Source organism: Candidatus Dactylopiibacterium carminicum (assembly GCF_014736495.1).
Taxonomy (GTDB): Bacteria; Pseudomonadota; Gammaproteobacteria; order Burkholderiales; family Rhodocyclaceae; genus Uliginosibacterium; species Uliginosibacterium carminicum.
Map to the genome: position 1 here is coordinate 1 of NZ_MDUX01000075.1, position 13476 is coordinate 13476.

Here is a 13476-nt window from a genome sequence, read left to right on the forward strand (position 1 = left end):
TGAAAAACAGTATTTCATGAAGCTCGGGGCTGTCTAGGAAACCCGGGGCGATTCACAGCGGCTTCCAGCACCAATAGCCAAAACCCCGCACCCCTGGCACCAACCTCTCCCGAAAATGCGCAACGAAATCCGAATTTAAATCGAATTCGCTGAATGCAAACACATGCTCATAACACCCAATTTTAGTAGCTTGACGGGCAAGACGCCTCGCCGATGAGCTCATGCGACTATCGGCGAACGTTAGAAAGAATTTCTTCATCTTTTACCCTGAAATTCGCAGCAAGCATAACGGGCATGCATTTTCGCACCCAACCCCGACCGACCGAGCTCATGCTTTCAACAAACGCAGCAAATTGAATGCCCGCAGCTGCATTCGAAAAACATTTGGATCCAACAAACTCTGCACCAAAAAACTGGAGCAAGCGCTGGCAACGACAGCTGCCCAAGCAGCCCCGACCCCTCCGAAACGAGGCACCAAGATCAACAGGGCCACTACATTTACCATCAACCCTGTCAATGCAGACCACAGAGCAATCAAAGGGCGACGATCTGCAACTGTCGCCAGGTTTCTAGCGAGACCTAGAAAATAGAATATATTGGAAAAAACATGAATTTTAAGAATACTGACTGAATCAGCATAAGCCTCACCCAACAGTATTGACAAAAACTGATCTGCGAGCAGAAACACTATGCCCGCTATTAAAACCCCAGCCCACAAAAACAGAGCCAAACATTGTTGAAGCCGCCGAAAATACATAAGCTCATCACTTAACCTCAATGACGAAATCCTAGGCAGTAGGCTTACAAAAGCAGCCACGGCAAGCATCTGCGAAACGGAAGAGAAGGGCAACGCTGTCGAGTAGACCCCCAAAGCATGATCGCCGGACAATTGGCGTAAAAGAACCTGATCAATGCGCGCCAAAGCAACCATTGCCATTGAAGCCAGTAAAAATGGAAATGCTTCGCGCAACATAGAACGAGCTACCAAATCATCCCACAACCAATATGAAGGAGTAGGATAGCGCTGATACGCGAACACTAAGGCCCAGGCAGCCAGGATTGCATCCAACAGTAAAACAAAAGCAAAAGCCCATACGGGTGCTTCATAAACTATCAAAAACACCTTAACAACAGATGCAAAAGAGTAAGCAAGTGCTTTTGCCGTAACAGATAGACCCCCCTTCATCTGACTCTGAAGCCAGATTTCAATAACATCGGTGCTTTGAAATAGCATACCTATACCCAGCATGCCTACCATCAGAAGACAACGAGTGTCCCCAGGCCTCAAAAGATAAACAATTACGCACGCTGCAACACAGGCAAAAACCGACGCAGCCAGACGCAAATATAAAGCAGTACCGATCAAACGCCCGGCACGATCTATCCCCTGTGCGACGTCCCGAACAAGCACTCCTTCCAAGCTTAAAGCCGACAAAGCCTGAAAAATTGACAAGAAAGCCACTACATAAGCCAGCTCCCCATAGTTTTCCGGGCCCAAGTAACGCGCCACCCACGCACCGATGAAGACCCCTAATAGCACCCGCAACAATCGGTCTGCCATCAACCAGCCAGCGTTAACCAACAACGAACGCAAATAGGGCCTAGCAGACAAACTGTATATTAAAACTCTAAGTTTTAAAAAATATCTGGCAATCATGAATTTCTATACCAGCTCGCGTCCGTTTGATTTATACGCCAGACATTTTTAATAAAACTATATTTATACGCTCACACAATCATAAAAAGATGCATATGCGTTCTGCAACCCCTGTTTCAGTGATGTCTTAGCTCTCCATCCACTTGAGTCCAAACGTGACACATCCATTAGCTTGCGTGGCGTACCGTTCGGTTTGCTCGTGTCAAACACGATCTCACCTTCATAACCAACCACCGCCTTCACCAGCTCGGCCAGCTCACAAATCGTGATGTCTTCACCGACGCCCACATTGACCAATGGTGGCTCGAATTTGCCGCTCTTGCTCTCGTCACTTCCCAGCAACTTGTCGTAGTCGACGTCTCGCAGATTCATCAGGTGGACACAGGCTTCCGCCATGTCGTCGCTGTAGAGAAACTCGCGCCTCGGCGTCCCAGTACCCCAAACGGTGACACTCTGAGATTCCGATTGTTTGGCTTCATGGAACTTGCGCAGCAGTGCGGGGATGACGTGGCTGTTCTCGGGGTGGTAGTTGTCACCCGGGCCATAGAGGTTGGTGGGCATGGCCGCGAGATACTTCGTGTCGTATTGCCGGTTGTAGCTCCAGCACATTTCGATGCCAGCGATCTTGGCCAGCGCATAAGGCCGGTTCGTAGGCTCGAGCGCGCCAGTGAGCAGATGCTCTTCTTTCATCGGCTGCGGGGCGAGCTTGGGGTAAATGCAGCTGGAGCCGAGAAAGAGCAGACGCGTGACGCCGTGTTTCCAGGCCGCGTGGATCACGTTGGTCTGAATGGCAAGGTTGTCACGGATGAATTCGGCCGGGTAGGTATTGTTGGCGACGATGCCTCCGACCTTGGCTGCCGCGAGAAAGACGTACTCGGGCTTTTCCGCTGCGAAGAAGGCGTCGGTCGCCTGGGCATCGGTAAGGTCCAGCTCGGCGTGGGTGCGGCAGATCAGGTTCGTGTAGCCTTGCGCCTGCAGCTGACGCACGATGGCTGAGCCGACCAGACCGCGGTGGCCGGCGATATAGATGCGGGCATGTTTTTCCATGTCGTATCTCAACGCTCGGTGCTGACCGCCACATCGAAACCATGCTTTTTCAGCAGCGCATGGCGACGAGCGGACTCGAGGTCTGTTGCGACCATTTCTTCGCACATCTGCTGGACGGTGATTTCCGGCGTCCAGCCAAGTTCTTTCTTGGCTTTGCTCGGATCACCCAACAGCGTTTCGACTTCGGCCGGGCGGAAGTATCGCGGGTCGATCCGCACAATCACGTCGCCAACCTTGAGTGCCGGGGCTTTATCGCCTTCTATCGCTTCAATGATGCCGATCTCATCGACGCCTGTGCCTTCAAAACGCAACTTGACACCCAGGTGCTCGGCTGACCAGCTGATGAACTGGCGCACGCTGTATTGCACGCCGGTGGCAATGACGAAGTCTTCCGGCTGGCTCTGTTGCAGCATCATCCATTGCATGCGCACGTAGTCCTTGGCGTGGCCCCAGTCGCGCAGTGAGTCGATGTTGCCCATGTAGAGGCATTGCTCGAGACCTTTCGAGATGTTGGCAAGGCCACGGGTGATCTTGCGCGTGACGAAGGTTTCGCCCCGACGCGGGGATTCGTGGTTGAACAGGATGCCGTTGCAGGCGTACATGCCATAGGCTTCGCGGTAGTTCACGGTGATCCAGTAGGCATACATCTTGGCCACGGCGTACGGGCTGCGCGGGTGGAAGGGGGTGGTTTCCTTCTGGGGTATTTCCTGCACCAGGCCGTAGAGCTCGGAGGTGGAGGCCTGATAGAAGCGGGTCTTTTTCTCAAGCCCCAGGAAACGGATGGCTTCCAGCAGACGCAGGGTGCCGATGGCATCGACGTCCGCCGTGTATTCCGGTGCTTCGAAGCTCACTGCCACATGCGACTGGGCTCCGAGGTTATAGACCTCGTCCGGCTGTACTTCCTTGAGGATGCGGGTGAGGCAGGAGGTGTCCGACAGATCACCGTAGTGCAGCTTGAAGCGGGCATTCTCAATGTGCGGGTCTTCGTAGATGTGATCCACGCGCTGGGTGTTGAACAGCGAGGCACGGCGCTTGATGCCGTGCACTTCATAACCCTTCTCCAGCAGAAACTCCGCAAGGTAGGATCCGTCCTGACCAGTAATGCCGGTGATCAAAGCAATTTTGCGATTCATATAGCTTCCCGCCGAATCATTTGTGTGAATAGCGTGACTGAAACCACGCAACAAACTTCTCGACCCCCTCACCCAGCGGCGTGCCGGGGGTGAAGTCCGTCCAGGCAGTCAGCGCTGAGACGTCCGCCGAGGTAACCGGCACATCACCCGGCTGCATCGGCAGGAATTCCTTGTGCGCTTCGCGACCGGTGGCGGCCTCGATGGCAGCGATGAAATCCATCAACGGTACCGGGTCCTGATTGCCGATGTTGAAAACGCGGTAGGGTGCCTTCGAGGTGGCTGGATTGGGAGCCTTGCCGTCGTGGCTGGCGTCCGGTTCCGCCGGACGGTCCAGCGTACGCACGACACCTTCAACGATGTCGTCGATGTAGGTAAAGTCACGCAGCATCTTGCCGTGGTTGAAGACCTTGATCGTACGGCCTTCGAGGATCGCGCTGGTGAAGAGCCAGGGTGCCATGTCCGGCCTGCCCCAGGGGCCGTAGACCGTAAAGAAGCGCAGGCCGGTGGTCGGGATACCGTACAGGTGGCTATAGGTATGGGCCATCAGCTCGTTGGCCTTCTTGGTGGCCGCGTACAGGCTCACCGGATGATCAACGGCATCCTGCTCGGAAAAGGGCGTCTTTTCGTTGCCGCCATAAACACTGGAGCTGGAGGCATAGACCAGATGCTGCACGGCATTGTGGCGGCAGCCCTCGAGGATATTGACGAAACCCACGAGGTTGGAATCGACATAGGCGTGTGGATTTTCCAGCGAGTAACGCACACCTGCCTGGGCGGCGAGATGCACCACGCGATCGAATTTTTCTTCGGCGAACAGGCCGGCGACGCCCTCCCGATCGGCAATGTCCAGTTTCACGAAACGGAAGCCCGGAAATGGCGTCAGCTGCGCCAACCGATCCTGCTTGAGCTGCGGATCGTAGTAATCGTTCAGGTTGTCTATGCCGACAACCTCATCACCGCGCTTGAGCAATGCAAGCGCCGTATGCATGCCGATGAAGCCGGCAGCACCGGTAAGCAGTATCTTCATGTCAGGGAGGTCCGTAATTCAAGCAAGCGACGCAGCCTCAGCGCCGCGTCAATTCGATCATTTTCGCGTACTTGGCGAAGCTGTTGAAGCACCCGATGAGGATGTGGATGAGCCCAGGAACGCCATCACGAAAACCGGCACGCAACAGATAAAACTTGATGAAGCGGAAAAAGGGGCTGCCCAGCAGCTTGAAGGCGCTGACCGTCTGGCCTTCGGCGCGCAGCGCCTGAGCCGCCAGGGTCGTATAGCGGTTCTGCTTGGCCAGATAGCTCTCGATGGTGTCTTCCGAATGGTGCAACAGATCGCCAGAAAGGCGCCCCACATTGCCGAGGGTTATGACTTTTTCATGAACCACGTCATCCGACCAGCGGGCCTGGCGCCGATCGAACAGACGCAGGGAAAGATCCGGATAGCCTTCCCCGTGCTTCAGATAGCGCCCCAGAAAACGGTTGCAGCGCGGAAACTGATAGCAGTGAAAGCCAGGCTGCTGCAACGCCTGAAGGATGCTGGCACGCAGATCGGCCGACACGATCTCGTCCGAATCCACACAAAGCACCCAGTCATGCGTGGCCTGCTCGATGGCGAACTGTTTCTGCGGGCCAAAGCCTCGCCATGCTTCGCTGACCACACGCACGCCAAACTCGGCCAGCAGTTCCAGCGTGCCATCGGTGCTCCCGGAGTCCACAGCCACGATCTCATCGCAGAAACTCAGGGATTCCAGCGTGGCGCGCAGCGGCCCCGCGCAATTGAGCGTGATCAGGACAGCCGACAGCGGCAGGCGTTCAGTCATGGAGGGCGGCAGCAGTTACAATCCGGCGCTCATTCTGCCACAGCGGTCTGTCAGCGCCCTTCATGCGTTCCATCCTGCTCGTCAAGACATCCTCACTCGGCGACGTGATCCATAACCTGCCGGTCGTCAGCGATCTGCGCCGTCACTGGCCCGCCCTGGCCATCGACTGGGTGGTGGAGGAATCCTTTGCCGAAATCCCGCGTCTGCATCCGGGCGTGCGCCACGTGCTGCCCGTCGCGGTCCGCCGCTGGCGCAAGGCGCTGACTCGGCGCGACACTTGGCACGAGATCGGTCAATTCCAGCGTCAGCTGCGCGAAACCTGCTACGACCTGGTGATCGATACCCAGGGGCTGGTAAAAAGTGCCCTGATCACGCGTCTGGCCGACGGTTTGCGCTGCGGCTATGACCGCACCGTGGCGCGTGAGCCGCTGGCTGCGCGCTTTTACGACTGCCACTACGCCATCCCCGGCACTGCCCACGCCGTGGAACGCAACCGCTGGCTGGTTGCGGCCGCCTGCGGCTACGCGCCGGATCTGCCACTGCGCTATGGCATCCATGCCAATCCAGATGCCGGTGCCTCGCCCTATTGTGTGCTGCTCACGGCCACCAGCCGCGACGACAAACTCTGGCCGGAGACTCACTGGCAGGCACTGGGGCAGACGCTCGCCGCGCAAGGCTTGCGCAGTCTGCTGCCTGCGGGCAGTCCGCGCGAGCGGGAGCGTGCCACCCGCATTGCTAGCGCCATTCCTGGTGCCGAAACCTTGCCGCCCTCATCGCTCACCGCCCTGGCCGGGATACTGGCCGGTGCGCAATCCGTGGTCGGTGTGGATACCGGATTGACGCACCTGGCCGCAGCGCTGGATCGCCCCGTCGTCGCACTCTATGTCGCGACCGATCCTGGCCTCACCGGCGTGCATGCGGGTCCGCGTGCAGTAAACCTCGGCGGCCGGGGACAATGCCCAGCCCCCGCCGAAGTGCTAAATGCCTTGCAGGCCCTGCCAGGATGAGCCGACTGCTCTACAGCCTGCTCTGGCATCTCGGCCTGCCGCTCATCGGCCTGCGCCTGCTGTGGCGCGCGCGCAGGCAACCTGAATACCTCCAGCATCTGGGCGAGCGTTTCGGTCTTTCCACTCTGCCCCACTCTGCCCGCCCCCGCATCTGGCTGCACACCGTCTCGGTCGGCGAAACGCGAGCGGCCCAGCCCATCATCAAGACCTTGCTGGTGGAATTTCCTGATCACGACATCCTGCTCACGCACATGACGCCCACCGGCCGCGCCACGGGTGAAGAGCTCTTCGGCCAGGAAACGCGCATCACGCTCTGCTACCTGCCCTACGACCTGCCCTGGGCGCAGCGCCGCTTCCTGGCGCGCACAAGACCACAACTGGGCATCGTGATGGAAACCGAGGTCTGGCCAAACCTGATGGCTGCGGCAGAAACCGCCGGAGTGCCCATGCTGCTGGCCAATGCCCGGCTATCGGCGCGCTCCGCGCGCGGCTATACCCGCCTGGGCACGCTTTCGCGCAATGCCTTCGCGCGCTTCGCACAGGTATTGGCCCAGACGGAAGACGACGCGGCCCGTCTTCAGGCATGTGGTGCACGTGAAGTCCGCATCTGCGGCAACGTGAAGTTCGATGTCGAACTTGCGCCCACCCTGATCGCACGGGGCGCCGAGTTCCGCGCCAGCGCAGCTGAGCGTCCGGTGATCCTCGCCGCCAGTACCCGCGAAGGCGAGGAAGAACCACTGCTGACCGCCTTCACCCGGCACGCCCCGGCGGGGGCCTTGCTGGTGCTGGTGCCACGTCACCCCCAGCGTTTCGACGAGGTGGCAGCCCTGGTGGACAAACAGGGGCTGGCGCTGCAGAGACGCAGCGAAGGGCTGCATATCGATACCGAGACGCGCGTCTGGCTGGGTGACTCGATGGGCGAGATGGTCGCCTACTTCCGCATGGCCGACGTGGCCATCATCGGCGGCAGCTGGCAGCCCCTGGGTGGGCAGAATCTCATCGAAGCCTGCGCGGCGGGCGCCCCGGTGCTGGTCGGCCCGCACACATTCAATTTCAACGAGGCTGCCAGCAAAGCGATTGCGGCGGGCGCAGCCCTGCGGTGCGGCGACCTTGACGAGGCACTCATGACAGCCACCGGCCTGCTACGGGATGCCAAGGCCCGAGCGCGCATGAGTCAGGCCGGCGAAGATTTCGCCCGCACCAATCGCGGTGCCACGATGCGGACACTGGAAACCATTCGCCAGTTGCTTCCACGCTGAAAACGGCAAGGGCGCCGAAGCGCCCTTGCCCATTCCTACCTACAACCTTGCCGGATTCATCTCTCCAGCAAGGCGTTGATCTCCTCCAGATCCTTCAGCGAGAGCGTTCCCACGGCCTGCTTGAGCTTCACCTGAGCCATGATCGTGTCGTAGCGCGCCTTCGCCAGTTGCTGCTCGGTCTGTGCCAGCTGGGTCTGCGCGTTGAGCACATCCATGTTGATCTTCACCCCGACCTGATAGCCCAGCCGGTTCGATTCCAGCGCGCTACGCGAGGAAAGCACCGCAGCCTCATAGCCCTTGACCTGAGCAATCCCGCTGGTAACACCCAGGAAAGACTGGCGCGCCGATTGCGCGGCCGCGCGCCGTGCGGTTTCCAGATCCTCACGCGCCTTGTCCGACAGCGCGCGCGACTCGCGCACCTTGGATTGCGTGCCGCCGCCCTGGTACAGCGGCAGGCTGGCCTGCACGCCGACCGACCAGGTCTTGCCTTCCGAGGGGTTGCCGCTGCTGCCGTTGGTGGCGTGCGAGCGCCCGTAGCTCGCCACGGCATCCACGGTGGGCAGATGCGCTGCACGCACACGCGCCACCTCACGCTCGGCAATGCTTGTATTGAGCTGCTGTGCCTGCACATCGAGGTTGCCATCCTGTGCAGCCTGCGCCCAGCTGTCGACTACCGCCGGCTGCGGCTGTGCCAGCATCACGCCCGTACGCAGCCCGGCCAGTTGCGGCGGCTCCTTGCCGGTCAGCACCCGCAGGGCTTCGCGTTTCACGTTGACGTCGTTCTGTGCAGCGATTTCCTGGGCCGCCGCAATGTCGTAGCGGGATTGCGCGTCATTGACGTCAGTGACGGTCACCGTACCGACTTCGAAGCTCTTCTTCGACAACTGCAACTGTTCGCCTGCCGCTGTTTTCAGACGCGTGACAGTGGTGAGCACATCCTGTGCGCCCAGCAGATCGAAATAGGCCTGCGTGGTACGCACGATCAGATCCATCTCGGCGGCAACGAATTGCAGATCGGCCAGTTCGGTACCCAGCTTGCCCTGCTCGTAAGCCACCCAGTTCTGGGCACGGAACAGAGGCTGAGTCAGCTGCAGCGAATAGCTGTTGGTGTTGTAGCCATATTCGCGTACCAGCGGCTGGGTAGCATCCACGCTGCTGTACGTGGTGCCCGCACTGGCCGTCAGGCTTGGCAGCAGGCCGGCACGGGCCTGCACCACTTTTTCCTGACCCGCTTCGCGCTGCAGGCGGGCACTGGCGTAGCGGGCATCCGCTGTCGTGGCTTCCCGGTAGATGCCGAGCAGATCGGCCGCCTGGGCACCCGCGCCCCAGCCCACAGCCAGCAGCATCGCGAACATACGTTTCATCCAGCTCTCCCTCTGCATTCTCAATACACCGGCATGGCCGGATCGATCTGACGTGCCCAGGCATCAATGCCGCCCGCGAGGTTATACACTTTTTCGCAGCCCTGCCGCGCCAGAAACTCGGCCACCTGCGCGCTGCGCATGCCGTGATGGCAGACACACACGATCTCCCGCTCCGGCGCCAGTTCCTGGAAACGCGTTGGCACGGTTCCCATCGGCATGGGCACTGCATCCGGCATCGATACCAGTTCGAACTCCCAGGGCTCGCGCACATCGAGCAGCATGGGCGCCACCCGCGCGGGATCGGCCAGCCAGGCCGCGAACTCTTCTACAGAAAGCGATTGCATTGCACCAATCTCAGAACACGAAAGTGGAGGGTTGCCCGTGCAGGCTCAGCACGGGGACGTGGGTTTCGAACAGCACCTGATCCTGCCATTCACCCGATTCGCTGCGTGTGATCCGGTGTGCCCGCTGGATCGTGCCAGTGCCCAGCACCGCCAGCAGGCGCCCGCCGGGGCGCAGCTGTTCCCGCCAGGCTTCGGGGAGACGGCTGACCGCGCCGCTGGCCAGGATCACATCGTAGGGAGCCTCGGCCGCATAACCCAGGCAGCCATCACCGATCAGCACTTCCACGTTGGTGACGCCTGCCGTGGCCAGATTCTCGCGTGCCTGGGTGGCCAGCACCGGCTCGATCTCCACGGTCCAGACCTGCTGCGCATGGGTAGCCAGCAAGGCGGCCATATAACCCGACCCCGTACCGATTTCGAGCACGCGTGCGCCGCGACAGGCGCCGACGGCCTGCAACAGGGCACCTTCGACGCGCGGTGCCAGCATGGTCTGCCCGGCGCCGATGGGCAACTCGGTATCGGCATGTGCCAGCGTGCGCAGATGCGCCGGCACGAACAGCTCTCGATGCGCCAGGGCCAGGATTTCCAGGGCCTGTGGATCGAGCACACCGGCGGGCCGGATCTGTTGTTCGATCATGTTGAAGCGGGTTTGGGTGAAGTCCATATGATTTCCTGGGCGCGACGCCATCGATTCGGAGCAGGTTGAACATGCTGCCGGAGAAGACACGGGTTCCGCAACGCCTCTGGCCAGGACCGCATCAACCGGCCATTTTGCGCAGCCCGCGCATCTTCGCCCTGTCGCGTGCGTCGCACAAGCACGCCAGACGCAGAACGCCACGGAACAGCGGCATGCGTGGCCTCCAGGGGAGACTCCGCGCTTCCGGCAGGCGCTTCATGGTTTCGGCACCGCTCCGGGCTCCACCGCCGATGCGGGCGCCTGCAGACGCAGTGCTTCGAACCGCCCGGCACGCGTGCTGCGCAGCGCCTCTTCGAGCAGGGTAACGGTGCCCGCATCCAGCCGATCACGTTGCTGCAAGGACGCGGTGTAGATCCGCTCGTAATGTTCTCCCGGGATCACATCGATCCGTGCCTCTACCTTCCACCCTGTACGCCTGGGTGCATCAAAGCCTCCGCTCACCACTACCGACTCACCTTCAGCCAGGCGGGTATCCGCGATCTCGCCGGTCAGTCCCGTTTCGATGTTCCAGCCGATCACGTACTCGGCGAGCCGCTTGCGCGCCACGCCACGTTCGTCAACAAGCGTCAGGCTGACAACGGCCTTGGGCACCATATAGGTTGGAAAGTGGTGCCCGGCCCCGCTGTTGGTCACACGCAAACGCGCCAGAAGACGACCATCGTCTCCCGCCGTTACGCGCAGATCGGTCGTCAGCGCCTTGCGCACCATTTCCGGCGAATGGATGCCCTGCCATTGATGGCGCCGGCCCGGCATGTGGCAAGACTGGCAGGTTTCGCCACGTGTGGCCGAGGCACCGGCCCGCCACTGCTCATAGGTGTCTTCATGCAGTTTGCCGTTGGTGCGCGGGCCATCCTGCGGAAACTGGTGACAACGCGCGCAGAAGCGGCTGTCTTCGAAAGCGGCGGAAGCGGTGGAGTTGCCGTGCAGTTTCACTCCGTTGCCTTCCGGCACCATGCTGCCCGGGCCGAACAGCTCACGCCCACGCAGATGGCAGTTGGCACACACCAGCCCCGCATCTGCGAGATCGGATGGCACATAAGCGGGCGGCGGCTCCGCCGGTGCGGCGGGCCAGCCACGTGCCAACGCCACCAGGGCTTTCTGCTCGGCCAGCGGCGCATGACAGAACAGGCAACGGTTGCCTTCCTCCTGCGTCATGAGGCGTAACTGCCACTGGATGCCCGGCCCCATCGTGTGGCTATGCAGCGCCTGGCTCCAGTCGGCAAGCTGGTCTGCGTGACAGACCCCGCAGTCGGAGGGCTTGAGAGACGAGGCCAGCTCCGTGATGCTGTCGACGGGCGCCAACCCCTGTGGCGCAAGATTCTGTGGCCAGTGCCGGGCCAGGAAACGGGCGATCTCGTCCTGCTCCGGCAAAGGCGCAGCCACCGGCCGGGGCCATGCCAGCCAGACCGCCAGGACGATCACGGCCAGCAGACCCGCCAATGCTGCGGCAGCCACATAGGGCCGCCGCCGTTTCAGACCCGCATCAACCACCGCAGGGGTTGGCCGGAACCGTCACGCCACCACCAGCGCTGGAGCTGCTGCCGGAACCCGAGGACGTGCCACCTCCGGATCCGGAGCCCGTCGAGGTATCGGTGGAGCCTTTGTAGGCTTTGTCGGTACGGATCACCGAGCGGGTATCGTCGCCATAAGGATCGGAAACGTAGGGCGACGTGGTGGCATCGTTACGCGCTGCGATCAGCGAGGACACCCCGGCCCGGAAGAAGGACAGCACGTCGGTACGCCAGCGCGAATCGGCCGGCAGGATGTAGCTGCCGTTCTTGTCCTGGATGTGCGACAGCGAGTTCCATTCGACCATAGAAGCGTCGTACATGCGCGTCGGCTTGCCCAGGATCACGGCACTGGCGATGGCCCCCACCATCGCGCGCATCCCGGTTTCGCAATACACGTACACCACATCGCCGGCCTGATAGGCATTGCCGACGCCGAGCGTGGCGAAGCTGCCGTCGATGAAGGCTTTGCCGTTGGCATCCGGTCTCGCCATCCAGATAGGCCTTCAGCTCGGCCTTGCTCTTGTAGCGTCCGTCTGCGCCGCCATTGACGAGCAGGTTGGTGTATTGCAACTGCACCGCGCCGCGCGGATGCCCCTGGCGGGAACCGCCATTCTGGAAGCTGCTGGTGTAGTCGTAACTGGCTGACGGCGCTCCGGTCTCGAGCAGCAGCCCGGCGCTGAACTGGTCACAGCTGCGCGCATCCCAGAGGAAGACGCCGTCGGTGCGGTCGTTGGCATCCGTCTCGGTGACCACATCCATGATGTCCTTGGTCGTCGCCTGAAAGGCGGTGTTGTCTTCCAGCAGATCCTTCACCGTCGCGACGCGCGTGTTGCGGTCGGCACTCGGCGAAGCCTGGAAGTCGCCGGCACTCCAGCCGCCATCTCCCGCCAGATACTGGTTGCCGCCGTTGAGCAGCGCCAGATGGGTCTTCGCCACGCCCCAGTAGCGCAGGGTGTACCAGCAGCGACCCTGGGCCATCGCATTGGAGGCACTGCCGGTGCCATGGGCGCACACCACCAGATCCTTGTTCGGATCGATGGCGTACTTCTTCAGCAGGGCATCGGTCTTCGCGCCGCTGAGCACCATTGCCTGGGTGACGATCACGCCGTTGTCGCGATCCTCGGTCCAGGAGGCGGAGGGCACCAGGTAAGTGAAGACGTTTGCCCCGTCCGCTTCGATGTACTCGGCATTGCTGGGCCCCTTGCTGACCTGCAGGATCACCAGATTGCCGGTGATGCCGGCCGGGCGCTGTGTGAGCCAGTCATCCTTCCAGCGTTTGAGCGTGCTGGCGGAGATCACGCCACTGACGTTCTGGTCGTAATCATCCGCAGATTCCTGCGCGATGCTCGATGGCGTGCCGACCGTGATGGATGGGCTCGTGGTGGTCTGCCGGCTGACCCAGGTCGTGTCTTCACCGCCGCCACCGCAAGCCGCGAGCACCAGGGAAATCAGACCCGCCAACGGCAGGGCCAGCGTGCGGGACATGGGGCCTATCTCGGAATGATTGTGCATTTCATGGACTCACAGAAAGAAAAAAAGAGGAGGAAAGGCCCGGCCGTGGCGGCGGCCATCCGGACAACAGCCGGGCCTTGTATCTTTAAGCCTCGGACCGGCTCGGGTAGCCCAAGCGGCCTCTGGGA

At 61.0% G+C, this 13476-nt stretch carries 13 protein-coding genes; 2 read left to right on the forward strand and 11 right to left on the reverse strand.

Annotation, left to right across the window (positions count from 1 at the left end; genetic code table 11):
• Nucleotides 1-328: 328 nt before the first annotated feature.
• The 5 genes from BGI27_RS16030 to BGI27_RS16050 form a co-directional block, all read right to left on the reverse strand.
• Nucleotides 329-1657, reverse strand: coding sequence for a flippase (locus tag BGI27_RS16030; protein WP_095525823.1), 1329 nt, complete (start codon nt 1655-1657; stop codon nt 329-331).
• A gap of 63 nt (nt 1658-1720) precedes the next feature.
• Complete coding sequence (locus BGI27_RS16035) at nt 1721-2704, reverse strand: GDP-L-fucose synthase family protein (protein WP_095525824.1); 984 nt, start codon at nt 2702-2704, stop codon at nt 1721-1723.
• Between the two features lie 8 nt (nt 2705-2712).
• On the reverse strand, nt 2713-3837 hold the full coding sequence (gmd, locus tag BGI27_RS16040) for a GDP-mannose 4,6-dehydratase (protein ID WP_095525825.1): 1125 nt from the start codon (nt 3835-3837) through the stop codon (nt 2713-2715).
• A gap of 16 nt (nt 3838-3853) precedes the next feature.
• Entirely contained in the window at nt 3854-4864 is a 1011-nt protein-coding gene (locus BGI27_RS16045) for an NAD-dependent epimerase (RefSeq protein WP_095525826.1), read from the reverse strand.
• 37 nt (nt 4865-4901) lie between these two features.
• Nucleotides 4902-5654 carry a glycosyltransferase family 2 protein gene (locus tag BGI27_RS16050; protein WP_095525827.1) on the reverse strand — a complete coding sequence of 251 codons (753 nt, stop codon included), beginning with the start codon at nt 5652-5654 and terminating at the stop codon, nt 4902-4904.
• 62 nt (nt 5655-5716) lie between these two features.
• On the opposite strand from BGI27_RS16050, the gene waaC reads away from it, so the two are divergent.
• The gene (waaC, locus tag BGI27_RS16055; RefSeq protein ID WP_095525828.1) at nt 5717-6661 is read left to right on the forward strand and encodes a lipopolysaccharide heptosyltransferase I; all 945 of its coding nucleotides are present in this window, start codon (nt 5717-5719) and stop codon (nt 6659-6661) included.
• A complete protein-coding gene (gene waaA, locus BGI27_RS16060) occupies nt 6658-7920 on the forward strand; it encodes a lipid IV(A) 3-deoxy-D-manno-octulosonic acid transferase (RefSeq protein WP_095525829.1) in 1263 nt (420 codons plus the stop codon). The genes waaC and waaA overlap by 4 nt, the downstream gene beginning before the upstream one ends.
• Before the next feature lie 56 nt (nt 7921-7976).
• Here the strand turns inward: waaA and BGI27_RS16065 are convergent, their stop codons facing one another.
• From BGI27_RS16065 to BGI27_RS16085, 6 genes are all read right to left on the reverse strand, one after another.
• Nucleotides 7977-9284 (reverse strand): TolC family outer membrane protein, encoded by a 1308-nt coding sequence (locus BGI27_RS16065; RefSeq protein WP_095525830.1) that lies wholly within the window; start codon nt 9282-9284, stop codon nt 7977-7979.
• A 20-nt stretch (nt 9285-9304) separates the two neighbouring features.
• Nucleotides 9305-9628 carry a rhodanese-like domain-containing protein gene (locus BGI27_RS16070; RefSeq protein WP_095525831.1) on the reverse strand — a complete coding sequence of 108 codons (324 nt, stop codon included), beginning with the start codon at nt 9626-9628 and terminating at the stop codon, nt 9305-9307.
• 10 nt (nt 9629-9638) lie between these two features.
• Nucleotides 9639-10292 carry a protein-L-isoaspartate O-methyltransferase family protein gene (locus BGI27_RS16075; RefSeq protein ID WP_095525832.1) on the reverse strand — a complete coding sequence of 218 codons (654 nt, stop codon included), beginning with the start codon at nt 10290-10292 and terminating at the stop codon, nt 9639-9641.
• Between the two features lie 228 nt (nt 10293-10520).
• Nucleotides 10521-11780 (reverse strand): hypothetical protein, encoded by a 1260-nt coding sequence (locus tag BGI27_RS16080; RefSeq protein ID WP_223871862.1) that lies wholly within the window; start codon nt 11778-11780, stop codon nt 10521-10523.
• A 28-nt stretch (nt 11781-11808) separates the two neighbouring features.
• Nucleotides 11809-12057, reverse strand: a complete 249-nt coding sequence (locus BGI27_RS18310) for a hypothetical protein (protein WP_223871863.1) — start codon at nt 12055-12057, stop codon at nt 11809-11811.
• Nucleotides 12008-13321 (reverse strand): hypothetical protein, encoded by a 1314-nt coding sequence (locus tag BGI27_RS16085; protein WP_223871864.1) that lies wholly within the window; start codon nt 13319-13321, stop codon nt 12008-12010. Before BGI27_RS16085 ends, BGI27_RS18310 begins: the two co-directional genes overlap by 50 nt.
• Between the last annotated feature and the right edge of the window lie 155 nt (nt 13322-13476).

Bases quoted from the DNA above. Each gene is read 5' to 3' on its own strand.
- BGI27_RS16030 (WP_095525823.1), bottom strand. From the start codon at position 1,657: ATGATTGCCAGATATTTTTTAAAACTTAGAGTTTTAATATACAGTTTG.
- BGI27_RS16035 (WP_095525824.1), bottom strand. From the start codon at position 2,704: ATGGAAAAACATGCCCGCATCTATATCGCCGGCCACCGCGGTCTGGTC.
- gmd (WP_095525825.1), bottom strand. From the start codon at position 3,837: ATGAATCGCAAAATTGCTTTGATCACCGGCATTACTGGTCAGGACGGA.
- BGI27_RS16045 (WP_095525826.1), bottom strand. From the start codon at position 4,864: ATGAAGATACTGCTTACCGGTGCTGCCGGCTTCATCGGCATGCATACG.
- BGI27_RS16050 (WP_095525827.1), bottom strand. From the start codon at position 5,654: ATGACTGAACGCCTGCCGCTGTCGGCTGTCCTGATCACGCTCAATTGC.
- waaC (WP_095525828.1), top strand. From the start codon at position 5,717: ATGCGTTCCATCCTGCTCGTCAAGACATCCTCACTCGGCGACGTGATC.
- waaA (WP_095525829.1), top strand. From the start codon at position 6,658: ATGAGCCGACTGCTCTACAGCCTGCTCTGGCATCTCGGCCTGCCGCTC.
- BGI27_RS16065 (WP_095525830.1), bottom strand. From the start codon at position 9,284: ATGAAACGTATGTTCGCGATGCTGCTGGCTGTGGGCTGGGGCGCGGGT.
- BGI27_RS16070 (WP_095525831.1), bottom strand. From the start codon at position 9,628: ATGCAATCGCTTTCTGTAGAAGAGTTCGCGGCCTGGCTGGCCGATCCC.
- BGI27_RS16075 (WP_095525832.1), bottom strand. From the start codon at position 10,292: ATGGACTTCACCCAAACCCGCTTCAACATGATCGAACAACAGATCCGG.
- BGI27_RS16085 (WP_223871864.1), bottom strand. From the start codon at position 13,321: ATGTCCCGCACGCTGGCCCTGCCGTTGGCGGGTCTGATTTCCCTGGTG.